Source organism: Paenibacillus sp. ov031, assembly GCF_900143165.1.
GTDB lineage: Bacteria > Bacillota > Bacilli > Paenibacillales > Paenibacillaceae > Paenibacillus > Paenibacillus marchantiae.
Genome location: NZ_FRDO01000007.1, coordinates 274,282 through 297,640, shown reverse-complemented (window position 1 = coordinate 297,640; position 23,359 = coordinate 274,282). Strand labels below are relative to the sequence as shown.

The 23,359-nt window shown below is 46.5% G+C and carries 20 protein-coding genes; 15 read left to right on the top strand and 5 right to left on the bottom strand.

All coding sequences use genetic code 11. The features are described from left to right. Window positions 1-141 precede the first annotated feature (141 nt). The 5 genes from BUA17_RS25120 (at window position 142) to BUA17_RS25100 (ending at window position 5,208) form a co-directional block, all read left to right on the top strand. The gene (locus BUA17_RS25120; RefSeq protein ID WP_072735362.1) at window positions 142-2,121 is read left to right on the top strand and encodes a sensor domain-containing diguanylate cyclase; all 1,980 of its coding nucleotides are present in this window, start codon (window positions 142-144) and stop codon (window positions 2,119-2,121) included. A gap of 132 nt (window positions 2,122-2,253) precedes the next feature. Further along, on the top strand, window positions 2,254-3,120 hold the full coding sequence (locus BUA17_RS25115) for a hypothetical protein (protein ID WP_072735361.1): 867 nt from the start codon (window positions 2,254-2,256) through the stop codon (window positions 3,118-3,120). A gap of 110 nt (window positions 3,121-3,230) precedes the next feature. Continuing rightward, window positions 3,231-4,346 (top strand): aminopeptidase, encoded by a 1,116-nt coding sequence (locus BUA17_RS25110; RefSeq protein ID WP_072735360.1) that lies wholly within the window; start codon window positions 3,231-3,233, stop codon window positions 4,344-4,346. A 96-nt stretch (window positions 4,347-4,442) separates the two neighbouring features. Continuing rightward, the gene (locus tag BUA17_RS25105; RefSeq protein ID WP_024631140.1) at window positions 4,443-4,688 is read left to right on the top strand and encodes an HPr family phosphocarrier protein; all 246 of its coding nucleotides are present in this window, start codon (window positions 4,443-4,445) and stop codon (window positions 4,686-4,688) included. Between the two features lie 226 nt (window positions 4,689-4,914). After that, a complete protein-coding gene (locus BUA17_RS25100; RefSeq protein WP_024631139.1) occupies window positions 4,915-5,208 on the top strand; it encodes an Fpa/YlaN family protein in 294 nt (97 codons plus the stop codon). 191 nt (window positions 5,209-5,399) lie between these two features. Here the strand turns inward: BUA17_RS25100 and cax are convergent, their stop codons facing one another. After that, window positions 5,400-6,470 (bottom strand): calcium/proton exchanger, encoded by a 1,071-nt coding sequence (cax, locus tag BUA17_RS25095; protein WP_072735359.1) that lies wholly within the window; start codon window positions 6,468-6,470, stop codon window positions 5,400-5,402. A 183-nt stretch (window positions 6,471-6,653) separates the two neighbouring features. Here cax and BUA17_RS25090 point away from each other — a divergent pair, with 183 nt between their 5' ends. After that, a complete protein-coding gene (locus BUA17_RS25090) occupies window positions 6,654-7,016 on the top strand; it encodes an Asp23/Gls24 family envelope stress response protein (RefSeq protein WP_024631137.1) in 363 nt (120 codons plus the stop codon). Between the two features lie 158 nt (window positions 7,017-7,174). Here the strand turns inward: BUA17_RS25090 and ftsW are convergent, their stop codons facing one another. Together ftsW and BUA17_RS25080 are read right to left on the bottom strand one after the other, a co-directional pair. Further along, window positions 7,175-8,461, bottom strand: coding sequence for a putative lipid II flippase FtsW (ftsW, locus tag BUA17_RS25085; protein WP_063565585.1), 1,287 nt, complete (start codon window positions 8,459-8,461; stop codon window positions 7,175-7,177). A gap of 13 nt (window positions 8,462-8,474) precedes the next feature. After that, the gene (locus tag BUA17_RS25080) at window positions 8,475-8,822 is read right to left on the bottom strand and encodes a YugN family protein (RefSeq protein ID WP_063565586.1); all 348 of its coding nucleotides are present in this window, start codon (window positions 8,820-8,822) and stop codon (window positions 8,475-8,477) included. Between the two features lie 212 nt (window positions 8,823-9,034). Between BUA17_RS25080 and BUA17_RS25075 the strand changes: the two genes are divergently transcribed. The 8 genes from BUA17_RS25075 to BUA17_RS25040 all read left to right on the top strand — a co-directional run bounded on the left by BUA17_RS25075 (window position 9,035) and on the right by BUA17_RS25040 (window position 17,592). Next, on the top strand, window positions 9,035-10,204 hold the full coding sequence (locus tag BUA17_RS25075; RefSeq protein WP_063565587.1) for a M20 family metallopeptidase: 1,170 nt from the start codon (window positions 9,035-9,037) through the stop codon (window positions 10,202-10,204). A 199-nt stretch (window positions 10,205-10,403) separates the two neighbouring features. Continuing rightward, entirely contained in the window at window positions 10,404-12,080 is a 1,677-nt protein-coding gene (locus BUA17_RS25070; protein WP_072735358.1) for a DNA repair helicase XPB, read from the top strand. 50 nt (window positions 12,081-12,130) lie between these two features. Then, window positions 12,131-14,041 (top strand): helicase-associated domain-containing protein, encoded by a 1,911-nt coding sequence (locus tag BUA17_RS25065; protein WP_072735357.1) that lies wholly within the window; start codon window positions 12,131-12,133, stop codon window positions 14,039-14,041. Window positions 14,042-14,182: 141 nt separating this feature from the next. Next, window positions 14,183-14,620 carry a YlbF/YmcA family competence regulator gene (locus tag BUA17_RS25060; RefSeq protein WP_063565590.1) on the top strand — a complete coding sequence of 146 codons (438 nt, stop codon included), beginning with the start codon at window positions 14,183-14,185 and terminating at the stop codon, window positions 14,618-14,620. A gap of 80 nt (window positions 14,621-14,700) precedes the next feature. Beyond that, window positions 14,701-14,964: a YlbG family protein gene (locus BUA17_RS25055; protein ID WP_063565591.1), complete on the top strand. Its 264-nt coding sequence runs from the start codon at window positions 14,701-14,703 to the stop codon at window positions 14,962-14,964. Between the two features lie 217 nt (window positions 14,965-15,181). Beyond that, a complete protein-coding gene (locus BUA17_RS25050; protein ID WP_063565592.1) occupies window positions 15,182-15,619 on the top strand; it encodes a hypothetical protein in 438 nt (145 codons plus the stop codon). A 131-nt stretch (window positions 15,620-15,750) separates the two neighbouring features. Then, window positions 15,751-16,668: a selenium metabolism-associated LysR family transcriptional regulator gene (locus BUA17_RS25045; protein WP_063565593.1), complete on the top strand. Its 918-nt coding sequence runs from the start codon at window positions 15,751-15,753 to the stop codon at window positions 16,666-16,668. A gap of 63 nt (window positions 16,669-16,731) precedes the next feature. Then, window positions 16,732-17,592: a PHP domain-containing protein gene (locus BUA17_RS25040; protein WP_072735356.1), complete on the top strand. Its 861-nt coding sequence runs from the start codon at window positions 16,732-16,734 to the stop codon at window positions 17,590-17,592. Between the two features lie 155 nt (window positions 17,593-17,747). On the opposite strand, the gene BUA17_RS25035 is transcribed toward BUA17_RS25040, so the two are convergent. Together BUA17_RS25035 and BUA17_RS25030 are read right to left on the bottom strand one after the other, a co-directional pair. Continuing rightward, entirely contained in the window at window positions 17,748-18,194 is a 447-nt protein-coding gene (locus tag BUA17_RS25035) for a GNAT family N-acetyltransferase (RefSeq protein WP_063565595.1), read from the bottom strand. Between the two features lie 197 nt (window positions 18,195-18,391). Continuing rightward, the gene (locus tag BUA17_RS25030; protein ID WP_072735355.1) at window positions 18,392-20,158 is read right to left on the bottom strand and encodes an Rqc2 family fibronectin-binding protein; all 1,767 of its coding nucleotides are present in this window, start codon (window positions 20,156-20,158) and stop codon (window positions 18,392-18,394) included. 314 nt (window positions 20,159-20,472) lie between these two features. Here BUA17_RS25030 and BUA17_RS25025 point away from each other — a divergent pair, with 314 nt between their 5' ends. Beyond that, on the top strand, window positions 20,473-23,337 hold the full coding sequence (locus tag BUA17_RS25025) for a cation-translocating P-type ATPase (protein WP_072735354.1): 2,865 nt from the start codon (window positions 20,473-20,475) through the stop codon (window positions 23,335-23,337). The last annotated feature ends 22 nt before the right edge of the window (window positions 23,338-23,359 follow it).

Genomic DNA, 23,359 nt, shown 5'->3' with positions numbered 1-23,359 from the left:
AAAGAGAGTAAAATAGATTGTATCTTAACTTTAAATGATCTTGTACATTAAGGTTATCGCATAGAATTTGCAGGTTTGCGATAACGTCTGCAGATTAATGCATCCGAGTGGATGCAAAAACGGTGCAAAGGAGCGCCTGACATGTTAGAACATCTAAGAAGTAAACCAGCCAGCTTGAATTCGCGAAGTTCGGGCGATTCCGCATCTTCTGCCGCTCCTCACGAAGCGCATGTATTCTGGATGCAAAAAATGGACATCACACCTTTTGATTTTTCATATTTGGGAAGCCTGCTGCAACAAGCATACACCGACTGGCATATCCAACGGCGGCCGCACTCCGACAGATCATCGATAATATACAACGTATGGAATACAGAAGGGATCTGTATGGGGCAAGGAAATGAAGGGGCTCCATTGCTCGATTTACATTCGACTGTGATGCAATGCCTTGAAACGGGACAGGTACAGTCGTTACGTGGAACCACTGAAAGTGGAGAGTACCATCTAATGGCTGAACCTCTTTTCTCCAGAACAAATAAGGATATGTTTGCTGTCTTCACTGCTGTAACCTACGAGCAAAATCGAGATGACACGTCTGAAGCCGTTGTTCGATCGGAGGCATTGCATTATCGTACCTGCTTTTACCGAAGATTTGAATACATATTTATGACGGATCTATTACATGCTCATGAACAAACGGCTCGTGAAGAGCACCGAAGGTCAATTCTGTTCCAAATCGTTCAACGGATGCATGACAAAATGGATGTGGATGCCATATTGGATGAAGTCTTTGACAGCATTGACTACTTATATCCAACGACCCGTATGACATTGTATATGTCTCAGGATCAGAGCAGCCTCAACCCCCGCATTAAACCGTTGCTTGTTCATGAACGTGGAGAAGACATCTGTGTACAATCGTTTATGGAAGGCAAGCTCATTGTTGTTCGATCGGATGAAGGTGAACATCGCATACTGGAGGTTGGTCTTCCTCTAAAAGGTAAACAAGGGATCTATGGTGTATTTCATATTGAGATGAATGAGGAGTTAATGGAAGATTCCGATCTCCAACTCATTACGATGATGGCGGATACAGCAGGAACTGCCTTTGAAAATGCCAAACTGCACGAGCAATCGAATATGTTGATCCAGGAACTTCGTCTAATCAACGATCTGACACAACGTTTGAACAAAAGCCTGCAGCTCATGGAGATCTATCAATTCTCTGAACAGGAGTTAAAGGACATCTTTCAGGCTGAATCATGTTGTATTCTTCAACTGAATGACAGTACGGATCACTTCGAAGTGATGTCATCCAATGTGAATGAGTTAGGTCGCAAATCGTTTCCAATGGATTATGGAATCGCTGGTTTGCTGTATCAAACCGAAGAACCGCTCATCCTATCCAATTATGCGAAATACGATAGAGTGTCATCGGTCTTCATGGATCTTACCGGCTCAATGTCATTGATTGCTTCACCCGTTCGGGTGAATGGTGAAGTGAAGGGTGCCATTTTGCTGGGACATCCCAAAAAGCAGTATTTTTCGTACGACAATTACCGTCTGCTGCAGATGTTGTCCATTCATATCGGACTTGCTCTCTCCAATGCAACGCTTCACGCCGAGGTACGACGTTTGGCTAACCTGGATATGCTGACAGGACTGTATGTGAGGCATTACCTGGATAGTGTGATCCATGAACGTCAGGCTCATGAATTCTGTGGTTCACTGGTTGTTGTGGATATTGACCAGTTTAAGCAGGTGAATGACACGTTTGGGCACCAAACAGGTGATCAGGTATTGAAACAGGTAAGCGACATTGTAACAAGTTCCGTCCGGCCTGAGGACATCTGCGCCAGATGGGGCGGGGAAGAGCTGGCCATCTATATGCCTCAGATTGGTGCTCGTCAGGCACTGGAATATGCGGAAATCATTCGCACCAGGGTTGCTGAAGAAACAAGGCCTTCCGTGACCGTATCCAGCGGTATTGCCGAATGGAACTGGATGGATGAGAAGGTTAGTGTGGAATCGTTATTTTACCGGGCTGATATGGCATTGTACGATGCGAAGCATGGTGGTCGAAATCGGATCGTCATGGAAGAACAGGAAGTTACACGTTAAGAGAGGACTATTCCGATTGCGGAGTCGTCCTCTCTTTATTTTTTTGAAGAGGCGATGCCAAAGGAAGGAAGTATAAGCAAATAAGGGAGGGGCAGGCTATGGAGAAAGTTTGATGGAAAGGTGGAATAGAACATGTTGAACCGTCGGTATATACGTGGGCTATTGTTGATTCTGAGCATTGTTGTGTTGTGTGCTCCTGGTTGTGGATTGTTAGAGCGAGATCGAACTCCTGAGGAGTTATTTTCACTTGCTTTATCCGGAATAGCAGGTAAAGAAAAGCTGAGTTTTGATGGGGAAGCAGGATTACGACGCGAAAGCAACGGGCTGTTCGAAAATCAGTTTAAATTTGAGGGCAAGCTGGAGGATCATGACCGCTTGACCTTGCAAACGAGGCTGCCTGGAGCCGTGACTACTGCCGGAGCGGGAGTAAAAGGGGTAAATGCCGCCGCTGTTAACAATAATGGGCAACCGAGTGGATTCAGTGCATCTTTTGAACGCAAACAAGGACAGTGGATGGCTTTAACTGCCCAACATGAGCCCCTGCGCGGATCGCTGTCCCGTTTTAATCCCATCGCTCAAATGGAAAGTATCGATCGGTTGAACAAAACGATAAAGTCCGAGTACGGTTCAGGTCGTCGAACGAAAATACTGCGAATTGAACTCGCACCAAAAGACGCCAAAACGTGGGCACTCGCGCAGCTTAACGACGAGATGAATGCGATTCGGGCAGAGTATATGCACAAGGCAACTGCGGTTAAGGGAGGCAGTCAGGAGAAGCTTGAGAAGGATTTGAACAAAGTGTGGGAACAAGGGGAAACATCGATGCAAGAGATGATGAAGCAGGCCGAGGTACAGACGGTGTATCATCTAACCGTAGATCGGAAAACTAGCTTGCCCTTGCGACTTTCTTCGGAAAGCCAGGTGAGCTATAAGGACATGAACAGCAAAAGGAATAAAGAAGCTCTTGTCACAGATGTAAACTTCAGGGCTTATGAATAGATAAGTTGCGGGGCTGCCTGCTGACGAGATCGTTGTAGCGTGCTACAATAGTATCGTAATTTACCGTTGTTCAATTCAAGGAATGGCGGATGACAGGAGGAGTTTACACGATGAAGGATCCAAGAATTCAGAAGCTCGCAGCCAATCTGGTGGGCTACTCTGTAGATGTACAGCCCGGCGAGAATGTGCTGGTTGAGATGATCGGCACGGAACGTGATCTGATTAATGCAATTATTGAAGAAGTAGGCAAAAAAGGCGGTAACGTCTTTGTACAGCTGACTGACAAAACAGTACAGCGTGCCATGTTCAAAAATGCGACAGAAGAAATGATGAAAACCTGGGCAGAGATCGATCTGAACCGGATGAAACAAATGGATTGTTACATTGGTATCCGTGCAGGGGAGAATGTGAACGATTTGTCCGATGTGCCGGAAGAGAAAATGAAAATGTACAATTCACTTTATTCCCATCCGGTACATAGCGAGCAACGGGTAAAACATACAAAATGGGTTGTGCTTCGTTACCCGAATGCAAGTATGGCACAGCTGGCGAATACAAGCACAGAAGCGTTTGAAGATTTCTACTTCGACGTATGTAACCTGGATTACGCTAAAATGGACAAAGCACAGGATTCATTGGCTAATCTGATGAAACGCACGGACAAAGTGCGTATCACTGGACCGGGAACAGACCTGAGCTTCTCCATTAAAGATATCGGTGCAGAGAAATGTTCTGGCCAAAAAAATATTCCGGATGGCGAAGTGTACAGTGCCCCTGTACGTAATTCAGTGAACGGAACGATTAGTTATAACGCGCCAACGCTGTATAACGGCATTACTTTTGAAAATATTAAGTTCACCTTCAAAGACGGTAAAATCGTTGAAGCAACAAGCAACGATACAGACCGCATCAATGAAATTCTGAATTCAGATGACGGCGCTCGTCATATCGGAGAATTCGCAATTGGATTTAATCCACATATCCTGCACCCAATGAAGGACATTCTGTTTGATGAAAAAATTGCAGGCAGCTTGCACTTTACGCCAGGCCAGGCATATGAAGAAACAGATAACGGAAACCGTTCCTCCATTCACTGGGATCTGGTGTTGATCCAGCGTCCAGACTACGGTGGTGGCGAAATTTATTTTGATGATGTATTGATCCGTAAAGACGGGATTTTCGTTATTCCTGAGCTGGAATGCCTCAATCCGGATCGTCTGAAATAGGAACAGTATTTTGCTGTTGCTAGGAAAGCGGATTCACGGTATCATGTAGTGGTAATTAATAGATGATACCAAAAGTGAAAAGACGGAGGGATTCCTATGTCGAGTAATAACGCAGCGGTAGTGGAAATTGCTCAAACAGCGAGCAAGTTTACTTCTTCAATCGTGCTTCATTCAGAGAACAAGTATATCGATGTGAAAAGTATTCTCGGACTGTTTACAACGCTGATCAGCACGCACAGCTATGAACTGCACGTTCATGGCCCGGATGCAGCTGAAGCCAAAGCAGCTATGTCAGAAGTATTTGCCAAACATGGACTGAATGTAAGTATCGCATCCGAGTAATGGCACTAAGAAGCATCTCTGCCTATTATGGCAGAGGTGCTTTTTTTTGCATGAGATAATTCAGGTGTACGGCAAGACCTCCGTAAAATAGGGGGATTAGGCAGGAATAAAGCTCTCCATAATCTATGGTTATTTTGGTCAGGTTCTTGTATTAGCTCCTGATTTCGTCTAATATTAGAGGTAGAACGTCTTTACGCGATTTTTGGGACATAGGGGGGAAAAATGCATGACTTCATCTGATCTGCAGGACCAGTTGCACTTGAAAGCGATCAGTCTTCTTCAAGAAGATGCAGATAAAATACAGAAGCTTATTGAAGTACAGATGGAGAATCTGGCTACCCGCTACTGCCCTCTCTATGAGGAAGTATTGGATACACAGATGTATGGGTTCTCCAAGGAAGTCGATTTTGCTGTTCGTGCAGGGCTTCTTCCAGAAGGTGCTGGTAAGCAGCTGGTAAGCGCGCTTGAGCGGAATCTGGCGATTCTATATGAAGCTTTGAACAAGAAGAATGAGCAATAGCCTGCAATAGCGTGGGTCAGAATAGAAGGCATGCAGGTGTTTGCATGCTTTTTTTGTGCGCCTGAATTGAAACAGCTCGTCTGATGTGGTTTAGGCGAGGGAGAAAAGAAAAAACAGCCTGGAAATGCGATTTCCAGGCTGCCTTTTACGCGCTAATTTTTTGTCTATTATTTAGGATGATGGGAGTACTGTTATACCAGGAAGAACGATACACCCAAAATAACATACACAACCATTAGGAGTAGACCTTCGTACCAGTTCGTTGAACCGTCCTGGGTGATGGACTTGGCGATAAATACGGCTACGCCAATGGCGACCAGCTCAATCGTTGTAAACACAATGTCCATCGTTCTGCCTGTGAAGTAGCTGACAAAAACGAGCACAGGAGCTACAAAGAGTGCGATTTGTAAACTGCTGCCGACTGCGATCTCAACTGCGGCACCGATTTTGTTTTTCATGGCAAGCATAATGGCTGCACTATGTTCCGCGGCGTTACCGATAATGGCAACGAGGAACGCACCGACGAACAGTTCGCTGAGTCCAAATTGTTCAGTAAACACCTTAAGGGTGCCAACGAGCCATTCACTGACGAAGGCAACCATGACGGTTGCAAGAACAAGATAGAGAATTGATTTTTTCTTAGACCACTCGGGTGCATGTTCATGCGGCAACTCTTCATCTTCATCCACAGTGACATCTGCGAGATAGTTCTTGTGCGTAACCATGGAGAACACCAACCACGCTATGTAGGCAAGGATCAGCAAACCTGCGACAATGAGACTGAGTGTGTTCGTATCCTTCTGTGTGATGGAATGGGTATTCAGGAAGACGGCTGGAATAAACAGGGCAATGATGGCTACAATCATCAGGGAGCCGTTTAGACCGGCAAGGGATACGTTATAATTCTGAATTTTGAACTTGAGTCCTCCGGCAAAGATACTTAGACCAAGCACCAGCAGCAGGTTACCGATAATGGAGCCTGTCAAACTGGCCTTAACCATGTCGAACAATCCTTCTTTGACGAGGAAAATGGCGATAATCAATTCGGCGGCATTGCCGAATGTAGCATTCAAAAATCCGCCTAACCGCTGTCCGGCATAGTGGGCTACATTTTCGGTGGCTTTGCCTAAAAAACCGGCCACAAAAATAACCGAAATGGCTGAAATGACGAATTGCAGAATCGAATCCCATTTCAAGTAGTGGGCGACGGCGCTGAGTGCAAAGGTGGCAATCAGCAAAATGGATGAAATTCGGTTTCTCACAACAAACACCTCGGTAACATATTATTTTGTTTTAAACGATATGACTAAATACTTATGAGATTATTTTCATATTTCAATATAACCAAATCATGGTAGGTTGTAAACGCATCTTTTTGAGTTTAATTTGCTTTTTGGGGTCGAAAGGATTTAAAATACGAGTAACGAAGTGAAGGAGGATGTGGCATGGCAGAACAACTTCAACTAGAGGGCGGAAACATCCGGATTGCCGATGACGTAGTGGCGAAAATTGCCGGAATGGCTGCGATGGAGACACCCGGAATTGCCGCAATGTCTGGAGGATTGTCAGAGGGCTGGGCCAAGCGCCTGAGCGGTAAAAACGTACAGAAAGGCGTGGGCGTGGAGGTCGGCCAGCTGGAAGCAGCCATTGATCTGCGCATCATCGTCCTGTACGAGACACCGATTCATGAAGTTTCCCGCATGCTCCAGCAGAATGTAAGAGAAGCGGTAGAGACCATGACCGGGTTACGTGTTGTTGAAGTCAATGTAAAGGTAGAAGGCGTATCTTTCAGAGGCGACGATCTGTAAACTTGAGCAATCCGTGATGGAAGAACAACGGTATATTGACCTGGTTCTTCATCTAGATAAACAACACCAAAAAAACTTCGCATCGAATTCGATGCGAAGTCTTTTTCTGTTTTCAATACATTTTGTTCCAAAACCATTCGTATGACGTTTCCTTCCCATTACCGAATTCGGCGAATGGATTCACGTGAACGAAGTGCGGGAGAAGTACGTGATGTCTGAACCGTCACCGACTTCGTTTTCTCTTCCTTGATGACGTCCAAATTATTGGTACGTGAGATGCTGAGCAGGATACCCATAGCCACCATCATCACAAAGAGTGAGGTACCGCCATAACTGATGAACGGAAGGGTAACCCCTGTCACCGGAATGGTCTGGGTCACGCCCCCAATGTTGATAAAGGCCTGGATCGCAATTAATCCCATAATACCAATACCGACCAATGTCCCAAATGGATCGGGACAGCGAAGGGAGACGATAATGCCTCGCCAGATGAAGTAGAGGTAGACCAACAGAAATAGGGCAGTTCCAACAAAGCCGAGCTCTTCTCCAATTACAGAGAAAATAAAGTCGTTATAAGCATTGGGCAAATAATGCAGCTTCATCGTGCCTTGTCCGATCCCGGAGCCGGTGATGCCTCCATCCCCGATGGCAACAAGGGAGCGATAGAGGTTAAGGCTTCCGCCTGTTTTGTCGGATAAAGGATCAAGGAATGCCTGAATACGGCCGATTTTATAGTTCTGCGTAGCTTCCGTAGTTGTGGTGCTATCTGCAGTATCTGAAGAAGACATGGAAGAAAACAAGGCATTCGCTCCAAGCGCCAATGCTGCTCCCAACACTACCAGCAAAATAGAACCCATAATGTGTTTCATACTTGCTCCACCCGCATAAATGACCAGTCCGCACGTCGTAACCAGAATAAAGCAGGTACCAAAATCCGGTTGCAACATAATCAGTCCTGCAATGAATCCGACAATGACCAGCACGGGAATATATCCTGTCCTAAGATCCCTGAACCGTTCCCCTTTTTTGGTAATCAGTGCAGCGAGGTACAAAACAATGGCAATTTTGGCAAATTCCGCAGGTTGAATACTGAAGCCGATAATTTCAATCCAGCTTCGGGCACCGTTTACCTTTTTACCTGCAACCAATACAATTAGTAGCAATACCGTGGTGAGTAAGAAAAATGGTGCATAAAGTTTTTTGTATTTGTTAAATCGGATATTCATGGCGAAAAACATGCCCACTAAACCGATAACCGCCCACATAAGTTGTTTTTTCGTGAAGAACAGGGCATCATTGTTAAAATTTTTGTTTGCAATTGCAATGCTGGAACTGGAGCTGAACACCATCACCAGTCCGAAGCCCACCAACAATAAAGTGAGGATTAGCAGTTGAAAATCCGGCGTGCCTCTCTTCGTTTTCGTTTGGGCCGTTTGTTGTTTCATGGTTCGGCCCAGCCTATGCTTCCAGCAGTTCTTTAAGCTGCTGTAGTTTTTGGGCCGCCAGCTTCACGACTGGCTGCGGTATGGTAGAGTCATAATCCAGACCATGCGGAAAGGTTGCTTTTCCAAGATAAACAGCTTCAACTGCGAGAACCGTATCCGGTTTTTCGAGTTTGCCATCTATCGCACGGGTATTAATACGTACAAAGTATTCCGATTTGGTTTGTTCATCTTCAATTTTGTAGTCATATGTAGCACGATAATATTCCCATTGCCACCGGACAAATCCGACTTTCTCGGCGCTCTCATCCAGGTATGCCAAGTCGCTCTTCAAGCCATCCAAGCCTGTATTCTCAAAAATCATAAGCGTCTGATCCTCCTCATAAGCTTCCGAGAGTATAAATCTCGTTCTTTTCTCTAGTTTATGATAGTATGTTTCCCCTTCCCGTGCAAGCTTTCAAGCGGTCATTCGTATCGGTTTTCTTCCAATTCTGCTACAATATACAGCAATAGGTTTCAAGAGGAAGGTTCGGGCTTGATGAAAGTCCCGTATAGAGAGCGAAAGGATGGAGAGACATGACAAATAATATATGGTGGAATGACCTGCAAATCCACATGGTAGAATGGCGTCGTCATCTTCATCGGAATCCTGAGGTTTCCTTTCATGAGGAGAAGACATCCTCTTTTGTAGCGGGTATGCTGGAGAGCTTTGGTGTTGAAGTGAGACGACACGTTGGTGGACACGGGGTTATAGGTACCCTTCGTGGGGACAAGCCAGGGCCTGTCGTAATGCTTCGTGCAGATATGGATGCACTTCCGATTCAGGACGAGAAGGACGTTGAATATGCATCACAACAAGCAGGAGCTATGCATGCCTGTGGTCATGATGGTCACATATCCATTTTGCTAGGCACGGCACTGTATTTCAGTCGCCATAAACATGAGATCAAGGGTGAAATTCGCTTTTTGTTCCAACCTGCAGAAGAGTTGCTACCAGGTGGTGCGCTCAAAGTCATAGCAGACGGCGGACTGGAAGGGGTAGATGTCATCTATGGAATTCATCTGTGGACCCCGCTTCCTGTAGGCGTGGCAGCGAGTACTCCGGGGCCGATGATGGCAGCGGCAGATGACTTTTATATTGAGATCAAAGGAAAAGGTGGACATGGCGGCATGCCGCAATCCACGGTGGACAGCCTCGTGGCTGGTTCAGCCCTTGTGATGCAATTGCAGACGGTTGTCAGTCGCTCGGTGGATCCCTTGCGTCCCGCAGTATTGACAATTGGTACAATGCAGGCGGGCTCAGCGCAGAATATCATCGCCGAGTTATGTAAAATGACGGGTACAGTGAGAACCTTTGATGAAGAGACGCGCAGTATCATGAAGGAACGTGTGCATACGATCGTGGCTCAGACCGGAGAGATCTACGGTGCCGAGACGAAGTTGAACTATATTATGGGATATCCTCCTGTCGTGAATGATGAGCAGGAAACGGCACGTTTCTTCAAGGAAGCGGTAGATGTATTTGGTGCAGAACATGTACAGAAGTCACCGATGTTGATGCCAGCTGAAGATTTCGCTTATTACTTACAGCAGATTCCTGGCTGCTTTATGTTTGTTGGAGCAGGTAACCCGGAGAAGAATGCCATCTATCCGCATCATCATCCCAAGTTCGACTTTGATGAGGATGCCATGCAAAATGCTGTGAAACTATTTATAGCAATGGCTAAAGGATATACAGCCGAATGATTTGAGTATAGTTGGGCATCCTATTCATACCAAGGTATGAGCAGGGTGCTTTTTTTGTTAGGTCTTTATAAAGCTTAAATTAAGGTCGAACTGTTGTATTATACAGGTTCAATTTCGGAAGAAACCGGAACTGGACTTTTTGTGATGCCTGTTATTCGGAAAAATATATAACTCATTTTCTAATTAGGGAGGAAGCGGAATGGAGAAAACGGACGCCTGCATTGTCCAGCGTGATTTTACAGTATTGCTTGAAGTGGGTCATCCTGGATTTGATCAGGCCAGAGCTCAACTAGGGATGTATGCCGAACTGGTGAAGACACCTGCGGCTTTTCATACATATCGCATCACTGCATTATCACTGTGGAATGCCGCTGCACTCGGCTGGAGTGCTGATCAAGTGATAGAAAGTCTGGAATCAGTGTCTCGTTGGAATGTTCCTGCCGCCCTGATTCAAGATATCCAAAGAATTATCCATCAATATGGGAAGTTGCAATTGAAGCCACAGGCAAATCACGGGAGAATGCGTCTCGTGAGTGAAGATGAACGATTGCTGGATGAATTAAGCAGTATGAAGACCATCTCGGCTTTTCGGATGGAACGTGTCGATCCCCATGAGCTCATACTTGGCGGTGAGCAACGCGGATTGCTGAAGCGTGAACTAACTCGTTTGGGTTATCCGGTGCTGGATTATGCGGGATATCGAGAAGGAACAAGTCTGCCGTTTGAATGGCAAGCGAATACTCAAAGTGACAGTTCAGAAGGATTCAGGTTACGCCCTTACCAGCGAGATGCAGTGGATGCATTTGAAGGTAGCGAAGGCATGGGAGGCAGTGGTCTGCTTGTTCTTCCCTGCGGTGCAGGCAAAACGGTTATTGGGATGGCCGTGTTGGAACGTCTGCAATGTGAATGTCTTATCTTGACCTCGAACACCACATCCGTTCGGCAATGGATTCAGGAATTACAGGATAAAACAACGATAACGAATGAACAGATTGGTGAGTATTCCGGTCAGAAAAAACAGGTGAAACCTGTGACCGTGGCAACTTATCAGATTCTTACACATAGAAAATCGAAAGATGCTGATTTTACTCATATCAAATTGCTAAGTGAACGCCAGTGGGGACTCATCATTTATGATGAGGTCCATCTGCTTCCAGCACCTGTATTTCGAGCAACAGCAGATATTCAGGCTACAAGAAGACTGGGATTGACAGCAACATTGGTGCGTGAGGATGGCTGTGAACAGGATGTATTTTCGCTAATTGGTCCGAAACTATATGACATGCCGTGGAAAGAATTAGAGCAGCAAGGGTGGATTGCGAATGTACAGTGCCAGGAAATACGCATTCCGTTTACTCCTGAACTACGATCAAACTATTTGGAAGCAGAGGTGAAGCATCAATTTCGCCTTGCAGCCGAAAATCCGGCCAAATTAGCTGTGGTCAGACGGATATTGGACCATCATGAGGGGATGCCAGCGCTTGTCATCGGACAGTATTTGGATCAGCTTGAGAGCATTGCCCGGGAAATTGAAGCACCGCTCATATCGGGTACGATGTCCCAGCAAGAGCGAGTGAAATGGTTTGCAGCGTTCCGGCGTGGTGAGATCAAAACGATTGTCGTATCCAAGGTTGCCAATTTTGCCGTGGATCTTCCTGATGCTGCCGTTGCCCTTGAAATATCCGGCAGTTTCGGTTCAAGGCAGGAAGAAGCCCAGCGATTGGGTCGGATTCTAAGGCCGAAGTCCGGAGAAAATAAAGCTTATTTCTATGCCCTTGTATCGGAGGACAGTAAGGAACAGGAGTTTGCATTACGTCGTCAGATGTTTCTGGTCGAACAAGGTTATGAGTACAAAATCGTTCATGAATTGCAATGAAAATGCGGTTTACATCTCTACTTAAAAATAAGAGAAAGGCATGATTAGCAATGCGTACACAGGGTAATCTGGATGTGAATTCATTAAAAGAGCTTTCATACGTTGAAAGAACGGTACTTGGTGTGATTTTTTGCAAATATGCCGGACAACCCTTTTCCAACATGCTGACATCAGCAGAGTGGGCTGTGGATTGTCTTAGCAGAGCTGAAGCAGTGACGACGTTTACAGCTCTTCGGCATAAAGGCTGGATCAAAGCTGTGCGCAAGTCTTGGGGCGAACGCTTGTATTACATACCAGAATCACTACTTCCTTTGTTAACCATTGCCTACGCAGCACGAGTTGGACAGTTCGCTCAGCTGAAGACGAATGTAATACAGGATGAAATGACACAAGATAAGGCCATATCCAGTATTGAAGTCCAGAAAGTGACGATTGTTCGAGAGGGAAAACCGGATATTGCCGCAGAGCTTCTTCATGTACTGGCTTGGATGGTAAGAGAAGGTCAAGCCCAAGGAGGACTCCTATTAACAAGTAAGGGAACGATCCACAAGAAAATGGTGCAGCGATTAAGTCGGATGACGGTTCTGGGCCCTGAAGATTTTTCCGAACTAGGTATTCACTATGATCATGCGGATGTGTATCCAGTCCATGTGGCCCTTATTATTGATTTGCTGCTCAGTCTGGGTTTGATTGAAAAGGCGCATAACCGAATGCATGTGTCACCTGACCGTCTTTATCACTGGTTAACGTTGTCGTGGTCTTCAATGCACCGAGAAATCTATAGCGTATGTATGGACCGATATGGTGCAGCTGAGCCTAAACTTCAGCATTTTCGTTATCAATTAATGATGTTTGCTTCACGGGAAAATGAATGGTTGAGTATTTCAGCAGGGACTTTAGACAACGTTGAGCTGAAAGAAGCAATTGAAATTAGAGAGAGTGAAGGTTCTTCAGGATTATCCTTCTTAACACATATCTGGGGTTGGCTCGATGTTCTGACAGGTTTGGGATATGGTGAGGTTGGTGAGTCAGCTGCGGGAGAGCTTTTATATCGCTGGCAGATTGATCCGAGAATTTTATTGAACTTGGCGAATGACGAGTCAGAAAAACCGGAAAAGAATACGATTTTTGTTCAGCCTGACTTTGAAATTATGGTTCCTCCAGATGTAGCCCCACAGGTCCGCTGGAATCTGGACATTGGTGCAGAGCTTGTGAGTCGTGATCGAATGTCCATATATCGGATAACAAAGGAACGAATCATCGCAGCATCAGAGATCGGTCTTACAGCGGATGTAATGATAAACTTCCTTAGACTATATGCTGTCTCGGGAGTGCCTGAGCATGTGGAGCTAGCGATCCAGCAGTGGGGACAGGATGCAGACAGACTTTACATGGATGCTAGGCAGAACGTTGATCAGGATGAATCGGTGGATAAAGTTAAGAAAAAGGACACCTGGATATATGAATCGAGAAGTGAATTACTTGAAAAGTTGAACAGGCCAGAGGCGGAAGCCATTCTAGATGAGTCCATTGTCGGAGCAGATGAGTTCAAAGTCGGACTTGAGGTGCAGAAGGAACTCTTTTATATTCGTGGAAGAGTGGGGCTCATTCAATGTGACTCCAATCTGCACACGTATGAACACGATCATTCCATCACGGAGCAGTCAGGTCTGTTTCCCGGATACGGAGAGATCCCTGAGATGTGGCATAACGAGTGGCGAGGATATCATGTATCCACAGCTCGTCAGATTGCTGCGAAAGCCATTGAATGGCAGACAAAACTGGGTCTGAAGCTGGACAGCCATATCGTTTATGTTATCCCTGATCAGATTCAAGGTCATGAAGATTGGACACTAACGGGCTGGTCCATATCGGAGGATGGTACAGATCCCACAGAACGCCGTACTTTCTCACCTAACGAATGGAACCAGATACGCCTGATTATTCCGAACCATGCATAAACTTGATCGACTTTGCCAAAGCAGATCGCCTGTTCCCTTTATTTCTATTTGCAGGAAAAACTCTTCTTAACTTTTCGGGGATATGATATGATGAAGTAGTCTACGTTAAGTAGAACTTTATATATAGATAGGATGAATTTCATGAGCGTAGCGGAAATGAACACGGTCGATATGGCCCAAGTGTTAACGGGCGCATATGAACTGGGCGACATGATTAACCAATCAGCCGAAGTATCGGATTATTTATATTGGAAGCAGCAAGTGGAGACGAGCCCTGAAATTCAGGCGGGGATACGCAAGCTGGAAGCCAAAAAGGAACTATTCGAAGAAACCCAGCGTTTTGGGCATTTTCACCCGGACTATCACGCCGCAAAAGATCAGGTTCAGGCTCTAGAGCTTGAATTGGAACATTTCGAGGCGGTAGCCCGCTTCAAACAGGCGGAGAAAGCATTGGACGATATGTTGTTCCAGATGTCGGAGACGATTGCATTCGCCGTGTCAACGACGATCAAGGTACCGAGCAATGATCCGAATCCGAAGGGCGGCTGCGGTAGCGGAGGCAAGTGTGGTTGTAGCTAAGATTTGATAAGAACATAAATTTATGACAGACCGGACCTTTCCGAGGATCCGGTCTCCATTATAGAAAGGCGGGGAAAATGATGTTTGCGGAAAGGACAGGATTCATTATATGGGTCAGTGATTTGAAAGCGGCTCGTAATCTCGAAAAGTATGGTACCGTTCATTACATCTCCCGCCGTATGCATTATGTCGTCATGTATGTTAATGCAGAGCGGGCTGAAGATACGATGAAAAATGTGAACAGACTTTCCTATGTGCGCAAGGTTGAACGTTCCTACCGGAATGAGATTAAAACAGAGTATGCTAGCAAAACGATGGACAAAACGAGTTTTTACGGGATATAACAAAAATGGTTTGGAAATGTACAGTGAACTTATTGCCACTGTACATTTCGAAACGATTAACCAGAGGGGCCCTTCGGGGCCGCTCTTTTATTGAATTAGGCATAAACTGGATTTTGTGAAAAAATCTGAAGTTACGCCTTGAGGTTGCGGGACTTATGTTGTAATATATTGGGTAAATAAATAGATAGAAAGTCCTATCTGGTGGAGAGTGATTCCCATGCGTGATAAGGTGATGCAACGTTGGAGCACGTACGAGCCTTTTTTCGTGGCTCTTGGAGACAAAAAAGTGGCCGACATCGTCATTACCAATCATGCCAAGATGCGGTATGCAGACCGTATTGAGCCGGCACGTAATGATGATGACCATATTGCGGCATGGTTATGGGAGTGTCTGAAGCAGGACCGTATTACACCATACTACCGTAATGAGCAGGATGTTTACCTGATCGACGAAGATTTGGTCGTGGTTGCTGAATTTTCCGAACTTGAAGGGGAATATGACATTGCTGGCAATCCGCTTCATAAGATGATTGTTGTTACGTTTCTGGGGAAAATGTCCGAGACGATTGAACTGCGGGATTTAAAATCGTATTATTCTTGGCTAAGACATTCAAGACGAATGACTCTTGTCAAGAACAGTCGCAAGCATAAGTAAGTTTGGAATAATCCATATTTTCGAATTGATAGATTCAGGTTACATCGCATGCAGACAAGCTGCATGCTTTTTTTGTTGGAATTCACGAAATCGGCTACAATGGGGAAAGCGTACAGAAGAGGGGCGAAGATATGAATTTTCATCAATTGCATATTTTTTATACCGTAGCAGAGAAGGGAAGTTTTTCAGCGGCTGCGCAAGCACTACATATGACACAACCTGCGGTGACGATGCAGATTCAATCGCTTGAGGATTATTTTGGGACCAAGTTGTTGCATCGTTCTACCAAGAAAATAGAATTATCCGAGGCAGGTCGGACATTACTGCCTCACGCCAAACGCAGTGTAGAGTTGGTCAGACAGACAGATGAGGCGATGTCCGCGTTTACACAGATGCTGCAAGGCAGATTGCAGCTTGGGGCAAGTTTGACGATTGGTGAGTATGTGTTGCCACGAATGCTGGGCCCTTTTGCTCGCCAATACCCGGATATCTCGATCGTTATGAAAGTGATGAATACGACGCAAATTATGGACGATATCTTGAAACATCAGCTTAACTTTGGACTGATTGAAGCGCCAGTAAACCACCCGGATATGATTGTAGAGCCGGTCATGCAGGATGAATTGAAGCTGATTGTTCCGGCAGGGCATGCTCTGGCAGATCGTGGGGAAGTAGAGCTTGAAGATGTGCTGAACTACGCGTTTGTGTTGCGGGAAAAAGGCTCGGGTACCCGTCAGGTGATGGAAGATCAGTTGCAGAAGAGAAATATAGATCCACAGGACATGAATGTGGTGATGGAACTTGGCAGTACAGGTGCTGTGAAATCCGCCGTAGAAGCGGGTGTGGGTATCACCATGTTATCCCCGTCGTCCGTTCAGCATGAGCTGGCCCTTGGACTGGTTCATATCGTGGATATTCGTGGGCTTGAGTTCAAACGACAATTCTACGCTATACATCTGAAATCTTCATTGCTTCCCTTGTCAGCAGTAGCGTTCCTGAATTATTTGCGTCAGCATGAGCAGACAACATCAGAAGGACGAGCGGAATAAGAGGGCCATATTAATTTAAAATCCATTCTGTTACTCACTAGATATAAGAAGGAGCTGTTGTTCATGAATCAATTTAATGGACGTTGTGATCTTCATACGCATAGCCAAGCGTCGGACGGAATGCAGCCACCTGCCGAGAATGTGAAGCTCGCCAAACAAAGAGGACTGTCTGCGGTGGCGCTGACAGATCACGATACAGTAGCTGGTGTAGCCGAGGCACAGCGGGCTGGCCGTGAGTATGGAATTGACGTTGTGGCAGGGGTAGAGATCAGTACCCGCGCGGGCGGCAAGGATATTCATGTGCTGGGGTATTATGTGAATACAGAAGATGAGAAATTTCTGGAGCGACTGCGCGGGCTTCGGGAGGCGAGAGAAGAACGCAATCATCTGATCATTGCCAAACTGCAGGAGCTTGGACTCGAAATTAGCTGGCAGGAGGTCATTGATGGCCTTGGCCGACCGCTGGAGCCGGATGAAAGCATCGGTAGACCTCATATGGCCGATGTGTTGGTACGAAAAGGATATGCCGCTGATATGAGGGATGCATTCAATCGTTATCTGGCTGAAGGCCAACCGGGCTATGTATCGGTTCCCCGAGTTGCACCGGAAGATGCATGCCAGTGGATTAAAGATGCGGGTGGGGCTGCTGTTATTGCCCATCCTGGTTTATACAGAGACGACGAATTGGTTCGTCGCATTCTGGTGGACGCCCATCCTGACGGTATTGAAGTGGTTCATTCGGATCATGGACCAGAAGAGGAGCGCAGATATGCGGAGTTGGCACGGGAATTTGGGCTCATTCAAACAGGTGGTTCGGATTACCATGGTGTAAGACAAGGGGTAGTATTTCATGGGGATCTGGGAAGCAAAACCGTAACCATTGATGTGCTCGATAAACTCCGGGCTGCAGCCGGAAAGTCTTGATGGGGAAACTTTCTTCATATGTTGTATGAGACTGGGATATAAGGGATCGGTTGTCATCGTGCTAAAATTGAATATGAAAAAAAAGGACATAGAGATGGGGTGAGCGTTAATCGCTAGCCATGTCTCTATGTCCTTTTTGATTGCCTATAATTAAGCTAGGTGATGGAATAATTCACCCATGTGCCGCGAGCAGCTCCAAGGCGTTCAAATAACTGCTGTGCCCGCTCGTTGGTTGCTGCTGTGATCCAGGACATGTAAGCACATCCGTGTTCACGTGTATACTGCTGACAATGTTCAAACAGTTTGGCCTCGGCTTCGCCTTCTCTGCAAGCTTCCGTCACAAACAAGTCATTCATAATGGCAACGCGGTTTGCCTTCATCGTGCTGTAGGTAAAATAGAGTGTAGCGAATCCGATGAGTTCACCGTCCTGCTCTGCAACGAATTGAACACCTATCTGCTGATCAAGCAGGTTTTTGATTAAAAGCTCGATTGCCTGATCACCAGGCCAGGGGTTGTTATAAAAGCCGACGACATACTCGTGCATTAATGCACTCAGCGGTAGTACATCATTAGGGTGAGTTGGTCTGATATTTAGCGTCATGGGACACATCCTTAGAAGTTTATTTATAGATTTATTAATTGAATTATTATACATTAAACTGAATTTATACTCAAAATAAAACAATACACTGAATCACCAACTTAAGTCCATGGTAATTTGAGAAACAAAAAATCCCCCGAACAGTCTTTTGTTCCGGGGGATTTTACGTTGCCTAACCGGGTTGAAAAGCAAGCCTCTTATCCATTTTTGATCGTGGATGGCAAACTTTTAACCAGCTCTTCGTTTGGCGTCACAAATAAGGTCTTCTGGTGGTCATAAATGACAAAGCCTGGTTTGGAGCCACTCGGCTTGCGTACATGTCGGATAAAGGTGTAATCCACCGGCACGCTGCTGGATTCTTTGGCTTGACTGAAGTAAGCCGCGAGTTGTGCTGCTTCCTCCAAGGTTGCTTCGCCAAAGTCGGTGCTGCGAATGACGACATGTGAACCCGGGATGTCTTTGGTGTGCAACCAAGTGTCATTGGAAGAAGCCAAACGGTTGGTGACGTACTCATTTTGCAGGTTGTTTTTGCCTACGAGAAGTTCAATTCCCTCTGAAGAAGTAAACTGATGCACTGTAGGGCGGTCGTTTTTCTTTTTCTTTTTGCCTTTTTTGTTGCGGTCGCGAAGATAACCCTGTTGCACAAGCTCATCGCGAATTTCCTCGATGTCGTTCATGGATGCGATAGACAGTTGCTGGAGCAGATTGTCGAGATAGTCGATCTCGTCTTTCGTTTTTCCAAGCTGCTCATGAATAACAGCCAGACTGTTCTTATATTTGTTATATCGTTTGAAATAACGTTGTGCGTTGTCAGACGGTGTAAGCAATGGGTCAAGCTGAATGGTAATGTTCGCTTGATCTTCATCATAGAAGTTCACAAGCTCCACACTTTTGTCCCCTTTACTAACCTGATGCAGGGAGGCAAACAGCAGCTCACCCCATAATCTGAATTTATCCGCATCGTCGGCTTCCAGCAGATCCTTGTTCAGGTTGTCCAGCTTTTTGATGTTTTTGCTGCGCTCATTTTGCAGAAAACGTAGCAGATCGCTCACTCTTTGCTTGACCGTATCCCGCTCGGCCTTGTCTCCGTAATAATCTTCCATACACTTGCTCATCGTATCATAGGTTTTCTCTACGTCCTGAATGCTCTGAAGCTGAACGGCTGAGAAAATCATTTTGCCTTTGGCGTTCAGCCCGGTCACAGGCGTATAACTATTATCTCTTACTGGCCCCATGATGGACTCAAAAGCATTCCACAGCGCATCGGCTTCGATTCGAGCCTCACCTTCACTTGCAGCTTGATCGTCACCTTGATTAGCAGGTACCCGAGAGGTAATCTCTCCTGCGATCAGCGGACTAAGACCGCTGAATGAATTCACCAGCCAGCGAGAGGCCTCTTCTTCAGCAGCAGTATAGCTATTTTGGAATTCAGTGCTGCTCACTTCCAGCGGATTGCTTTTATGCTGCTCTGGTGGCTCGGTGTACGAAAATCCAGGCATAATGACCCGGTAACTACTGATGGACGGGGTTACGTGATGAATTCCATCCAGAATCGTTCCCGTGATCGGATCTACCAAAACAATATTACTGTGACGCCCCATCAGTTCAATAATGATCCGTTTGACCGAAACATCACCCAGTTCATCGCGCTGACGCACGTCGATATGAATAATCCGCTCCATACCAATCTGACGAATTTCCTCAATGATCGCACCCTCGCAGTGCTTACGCAGCAGCATGCAGAACATGGGAGCTTCAGTAGGGTTAAGAAACGTTTTTTCGGTAAAATGCACACGCGGATATGTCGGGCTTGCCGAAATAAGCAATTTGCTATTTCCACGCTGAGCACGGAGGGTCAGTACAACATCATGGCCGTTAGGTTGATGTATTTTGCTGATGCGTCCGCCCTTGCAGCCTTGCAGTTCATGTACGATAGCTCGTGTTACGATGCCGTCCAATGCCATTTTTTTCAACGTCCTCTCTATCTATAACTGAAATGAACACCGGGATATGTAAAAAAGAACCCGTTGCAGATTCGTATTCGTTTGTATAGCAATAAATCGGATTGCCACTGTGTATATAACCACAGACCTTTATTTTAGCTTATTCTGCCCATCAGGGAAAGGATTCGCCATCGGGTGCTAATTAGGGTCCTGTCCGAATACATATAGAGCAGGTAGTTTGTCCGGCATCGCGTACAACCTGTTGATTAGCATAGCCGGTGTAGTATGTGTGACGTTTTACAGAGGAAATACAGACTGGGAGGGAATTTTGAAGCATGGAACATACCAAGTGGCACCAACTTAGCGTTGAAGAGCTTCGTAACACTCTTGGCGTCAGTCTTGAGGAAGGATTAACCGAAGAGACTGCAACCGAAAAGAGGAAGGCCGCCGGTTCAAATGAGCTGAGCGAAGGAAAGCGCATATCTCCAATTACATTATTGCTTAATCAATTTAAGGATTTCATGGTTCTAGTGTTGATGGGTGCCACACTGGTGTCCGGATTGCTTGGAGAATACTTGGATGCTGTAACGATTGTTGCCATCATTGTGCTTAATGCCATTCTTGGTTTTGTACAGGAATTCCGGGCGGAGCGTTCCCTTCGTGCATTGAAACAATTGTCGGCCCCACTGGCCAAAGTGCTAAGGTCAGGTCAGGAATTACATCTTGAGGCCAAACTTTTGGTGCCAGGGGATATCGTGCTTGTGGAGAGCGGTGATCGCATACCTGCCGATGTACGCTGGCTGTCCACGAACAGCCTCGATGTGGAGGAATCTGCACTTACTGGGGAATCGGTTCCTGTAAGCAAACATTGCCATCCCATAGCTGCGGAGGATGTGCCGCTAGGAGATCAGAAGAACATTGGATTCATGGGAACGATGGTCACTCGCGGTACCGCCAAGGGCGTTGTGGTCCGGACGGGCATGGATACCGAGATGGGCAAAATCGCCGACCTGATCCAGAATACGGAGGAACAGGAAACACCGCTGCAACACAGGTTGGAACAGTTGGGTAAAATTTTGATTTTTGTGGCGCTCGGATTAACCGTCATGGTTGTTGTTGCAGGTATTTTGCATGGACAACCGGCAGTAGGCATGTTTCTGGCAGGCGTCAGCCTCGCAGTGGCCGCCATACCAGAAGGCTTGCCAGCGATTGTAACGATTGCGTTAGCCCTTGGCGTACAGCGTATGATCAAGCGAAAAGCGATTGTGCGCAAGCTTCCCTCCGTCGAAACCCTTGGTTGTGCCTCGGTCATCTGTTCGGATAAAACGGGTACGTTGACCCAGAACAAGATGACGGTTACGGACGTGTGGCTGGAGGGACGCAGCATCAAGGTCACCGGGGATGGTTATGCACCAGAAGGACAGATGCTGGAGAATGGTCGTACCTTGGAACTGAAGAGTGACCAGACATTGCGGAGAATGCTTCAGATCAGCGCACTATGTAATAATGCCAGTATTATCGAGAGTGTTGGAGATGAGATGCGGAATAAAAAGAAAGGCAAAGAGACAAATAAGGATAATAAGAAAGAAGCGAAGAAAGGTACAAAGAAAGATCATGTTAATGAAACGGTCAAGGAAAACAGCGTGGTATGGGAGCTGAAAGGCGACCCTACGGAAGGGGCGCTTGTAACACTGGCCTCCAAAATGGGACTTACCCCCGCTGGCCTCAAAGAGTTATATGCACGTGAGCAGGAGTTCCCGTTTGACTCTGACCGGAAGCGGATGTCTGTCTTGGTTCACCATCAGGGTGGGCGGATGGTCTACACCAAGGGTGCACCAGATGTACTGATTGGGCAATGCAGCTACATTTTGTGGGAAGGCAATGTTGTACCTTTCACAGGAACGCTGCGGCAGAAAGTCATGGCGGCGAACGAGAATATGGCGGGTTCTGCACTACGGGTTCTCGGGATGGCTTACCGCGATGTACGGCCGAATGAAAAAGTAGAGAATGAACATGCTGCCGAGAGCCAACTCGTCTTTGTCGGGCTTGCAGGCATGATTGATCCACCGCGGCGTGAGGCACGGGATGCAATTGCGACTTGTCGCAGAGCAGGCATACGTACCGTTATGATTACGGGCGATCATGGTACGACGGCAGAGGCTATCGCCCAACAGTTAGGTATTCTTCCACGGGGTGGGGCTTCACTTAGCGGACAGCAATTGGCGGGTATGACGGACGAGCAGCTGGATAAACAGGTAGAGGGCATTTACGTATTCTCACGAGTATCGCCTGAGCACAAACTACGGATTGTAAAATCATTGCAGCGCAAAGGACATGTCGTAGCGATGACTGGAGATGGCGTGAACGACGCACCAGCTATTAAAGCAGCAGATATCGGTATTGCGATGGGAATAACAGGCACGGATGTGACGAAGGAAGCATCGGCGTTAATCCTGAGTGATGATAATTTCTCTACTATAGTAGCTGCAATTGAAGAAGGGCGTAATATTTATGAGAACATCCGCAAGTTTATCCGGTATTTGCTAGCATCCAATGTTGGCGAGATTTTAACGATGTTTTTCGCGATGATGATGGGACTGCCTTTGCCACTCGTGCCGATCCAGATTCTGTGGGTCAACCTGGTGACGGATGGATTGCCAGCGATGGCACTTGGTGTGGATCAGCCGGAAAAAGATCTGATGGAACACAAGCCGCGTGGCGCCAAGGAAAATATTTTTGCCAGACGATTGGGTTGGAAAATTGTCAGTCGGGGTGTATTGATCGGGCTTTGTACACTCGGGGCGTTCTGGCTTACCCTACAGGCCGCGCCAGATGAACCGGGTCAGCTCATTAAAGCTCAATCTGTTGCCTTTGCTACTCTCGTTTTGGCACAGCTCATTCATGTATTTGACTGCCGTAGTTCACGCTCCATTTTCCACCGCAATCCATTGCAGAACAAGTACCTGGTATTTGCAGTTATTTCATCCATCGTGCTGATGCTGGCGGTCATGTATGTAGAGCCGTTGCAGCCTATCTTCAAAACAGTACCACTGGGTATGCGTGAATGGGCCATTTCCATCGTTGCCGCAGGTATTCCAACCTTCCTGATGGGAGTGGGCAGCGTGTGGGGAGGTCGTCGCAACCGTCGCCGCATGGGCCCAGGCCGCTTCGTACCGAAAAGTACAAAGTTTTCGGCATAAAATCAATAGCAATTGCTTATCG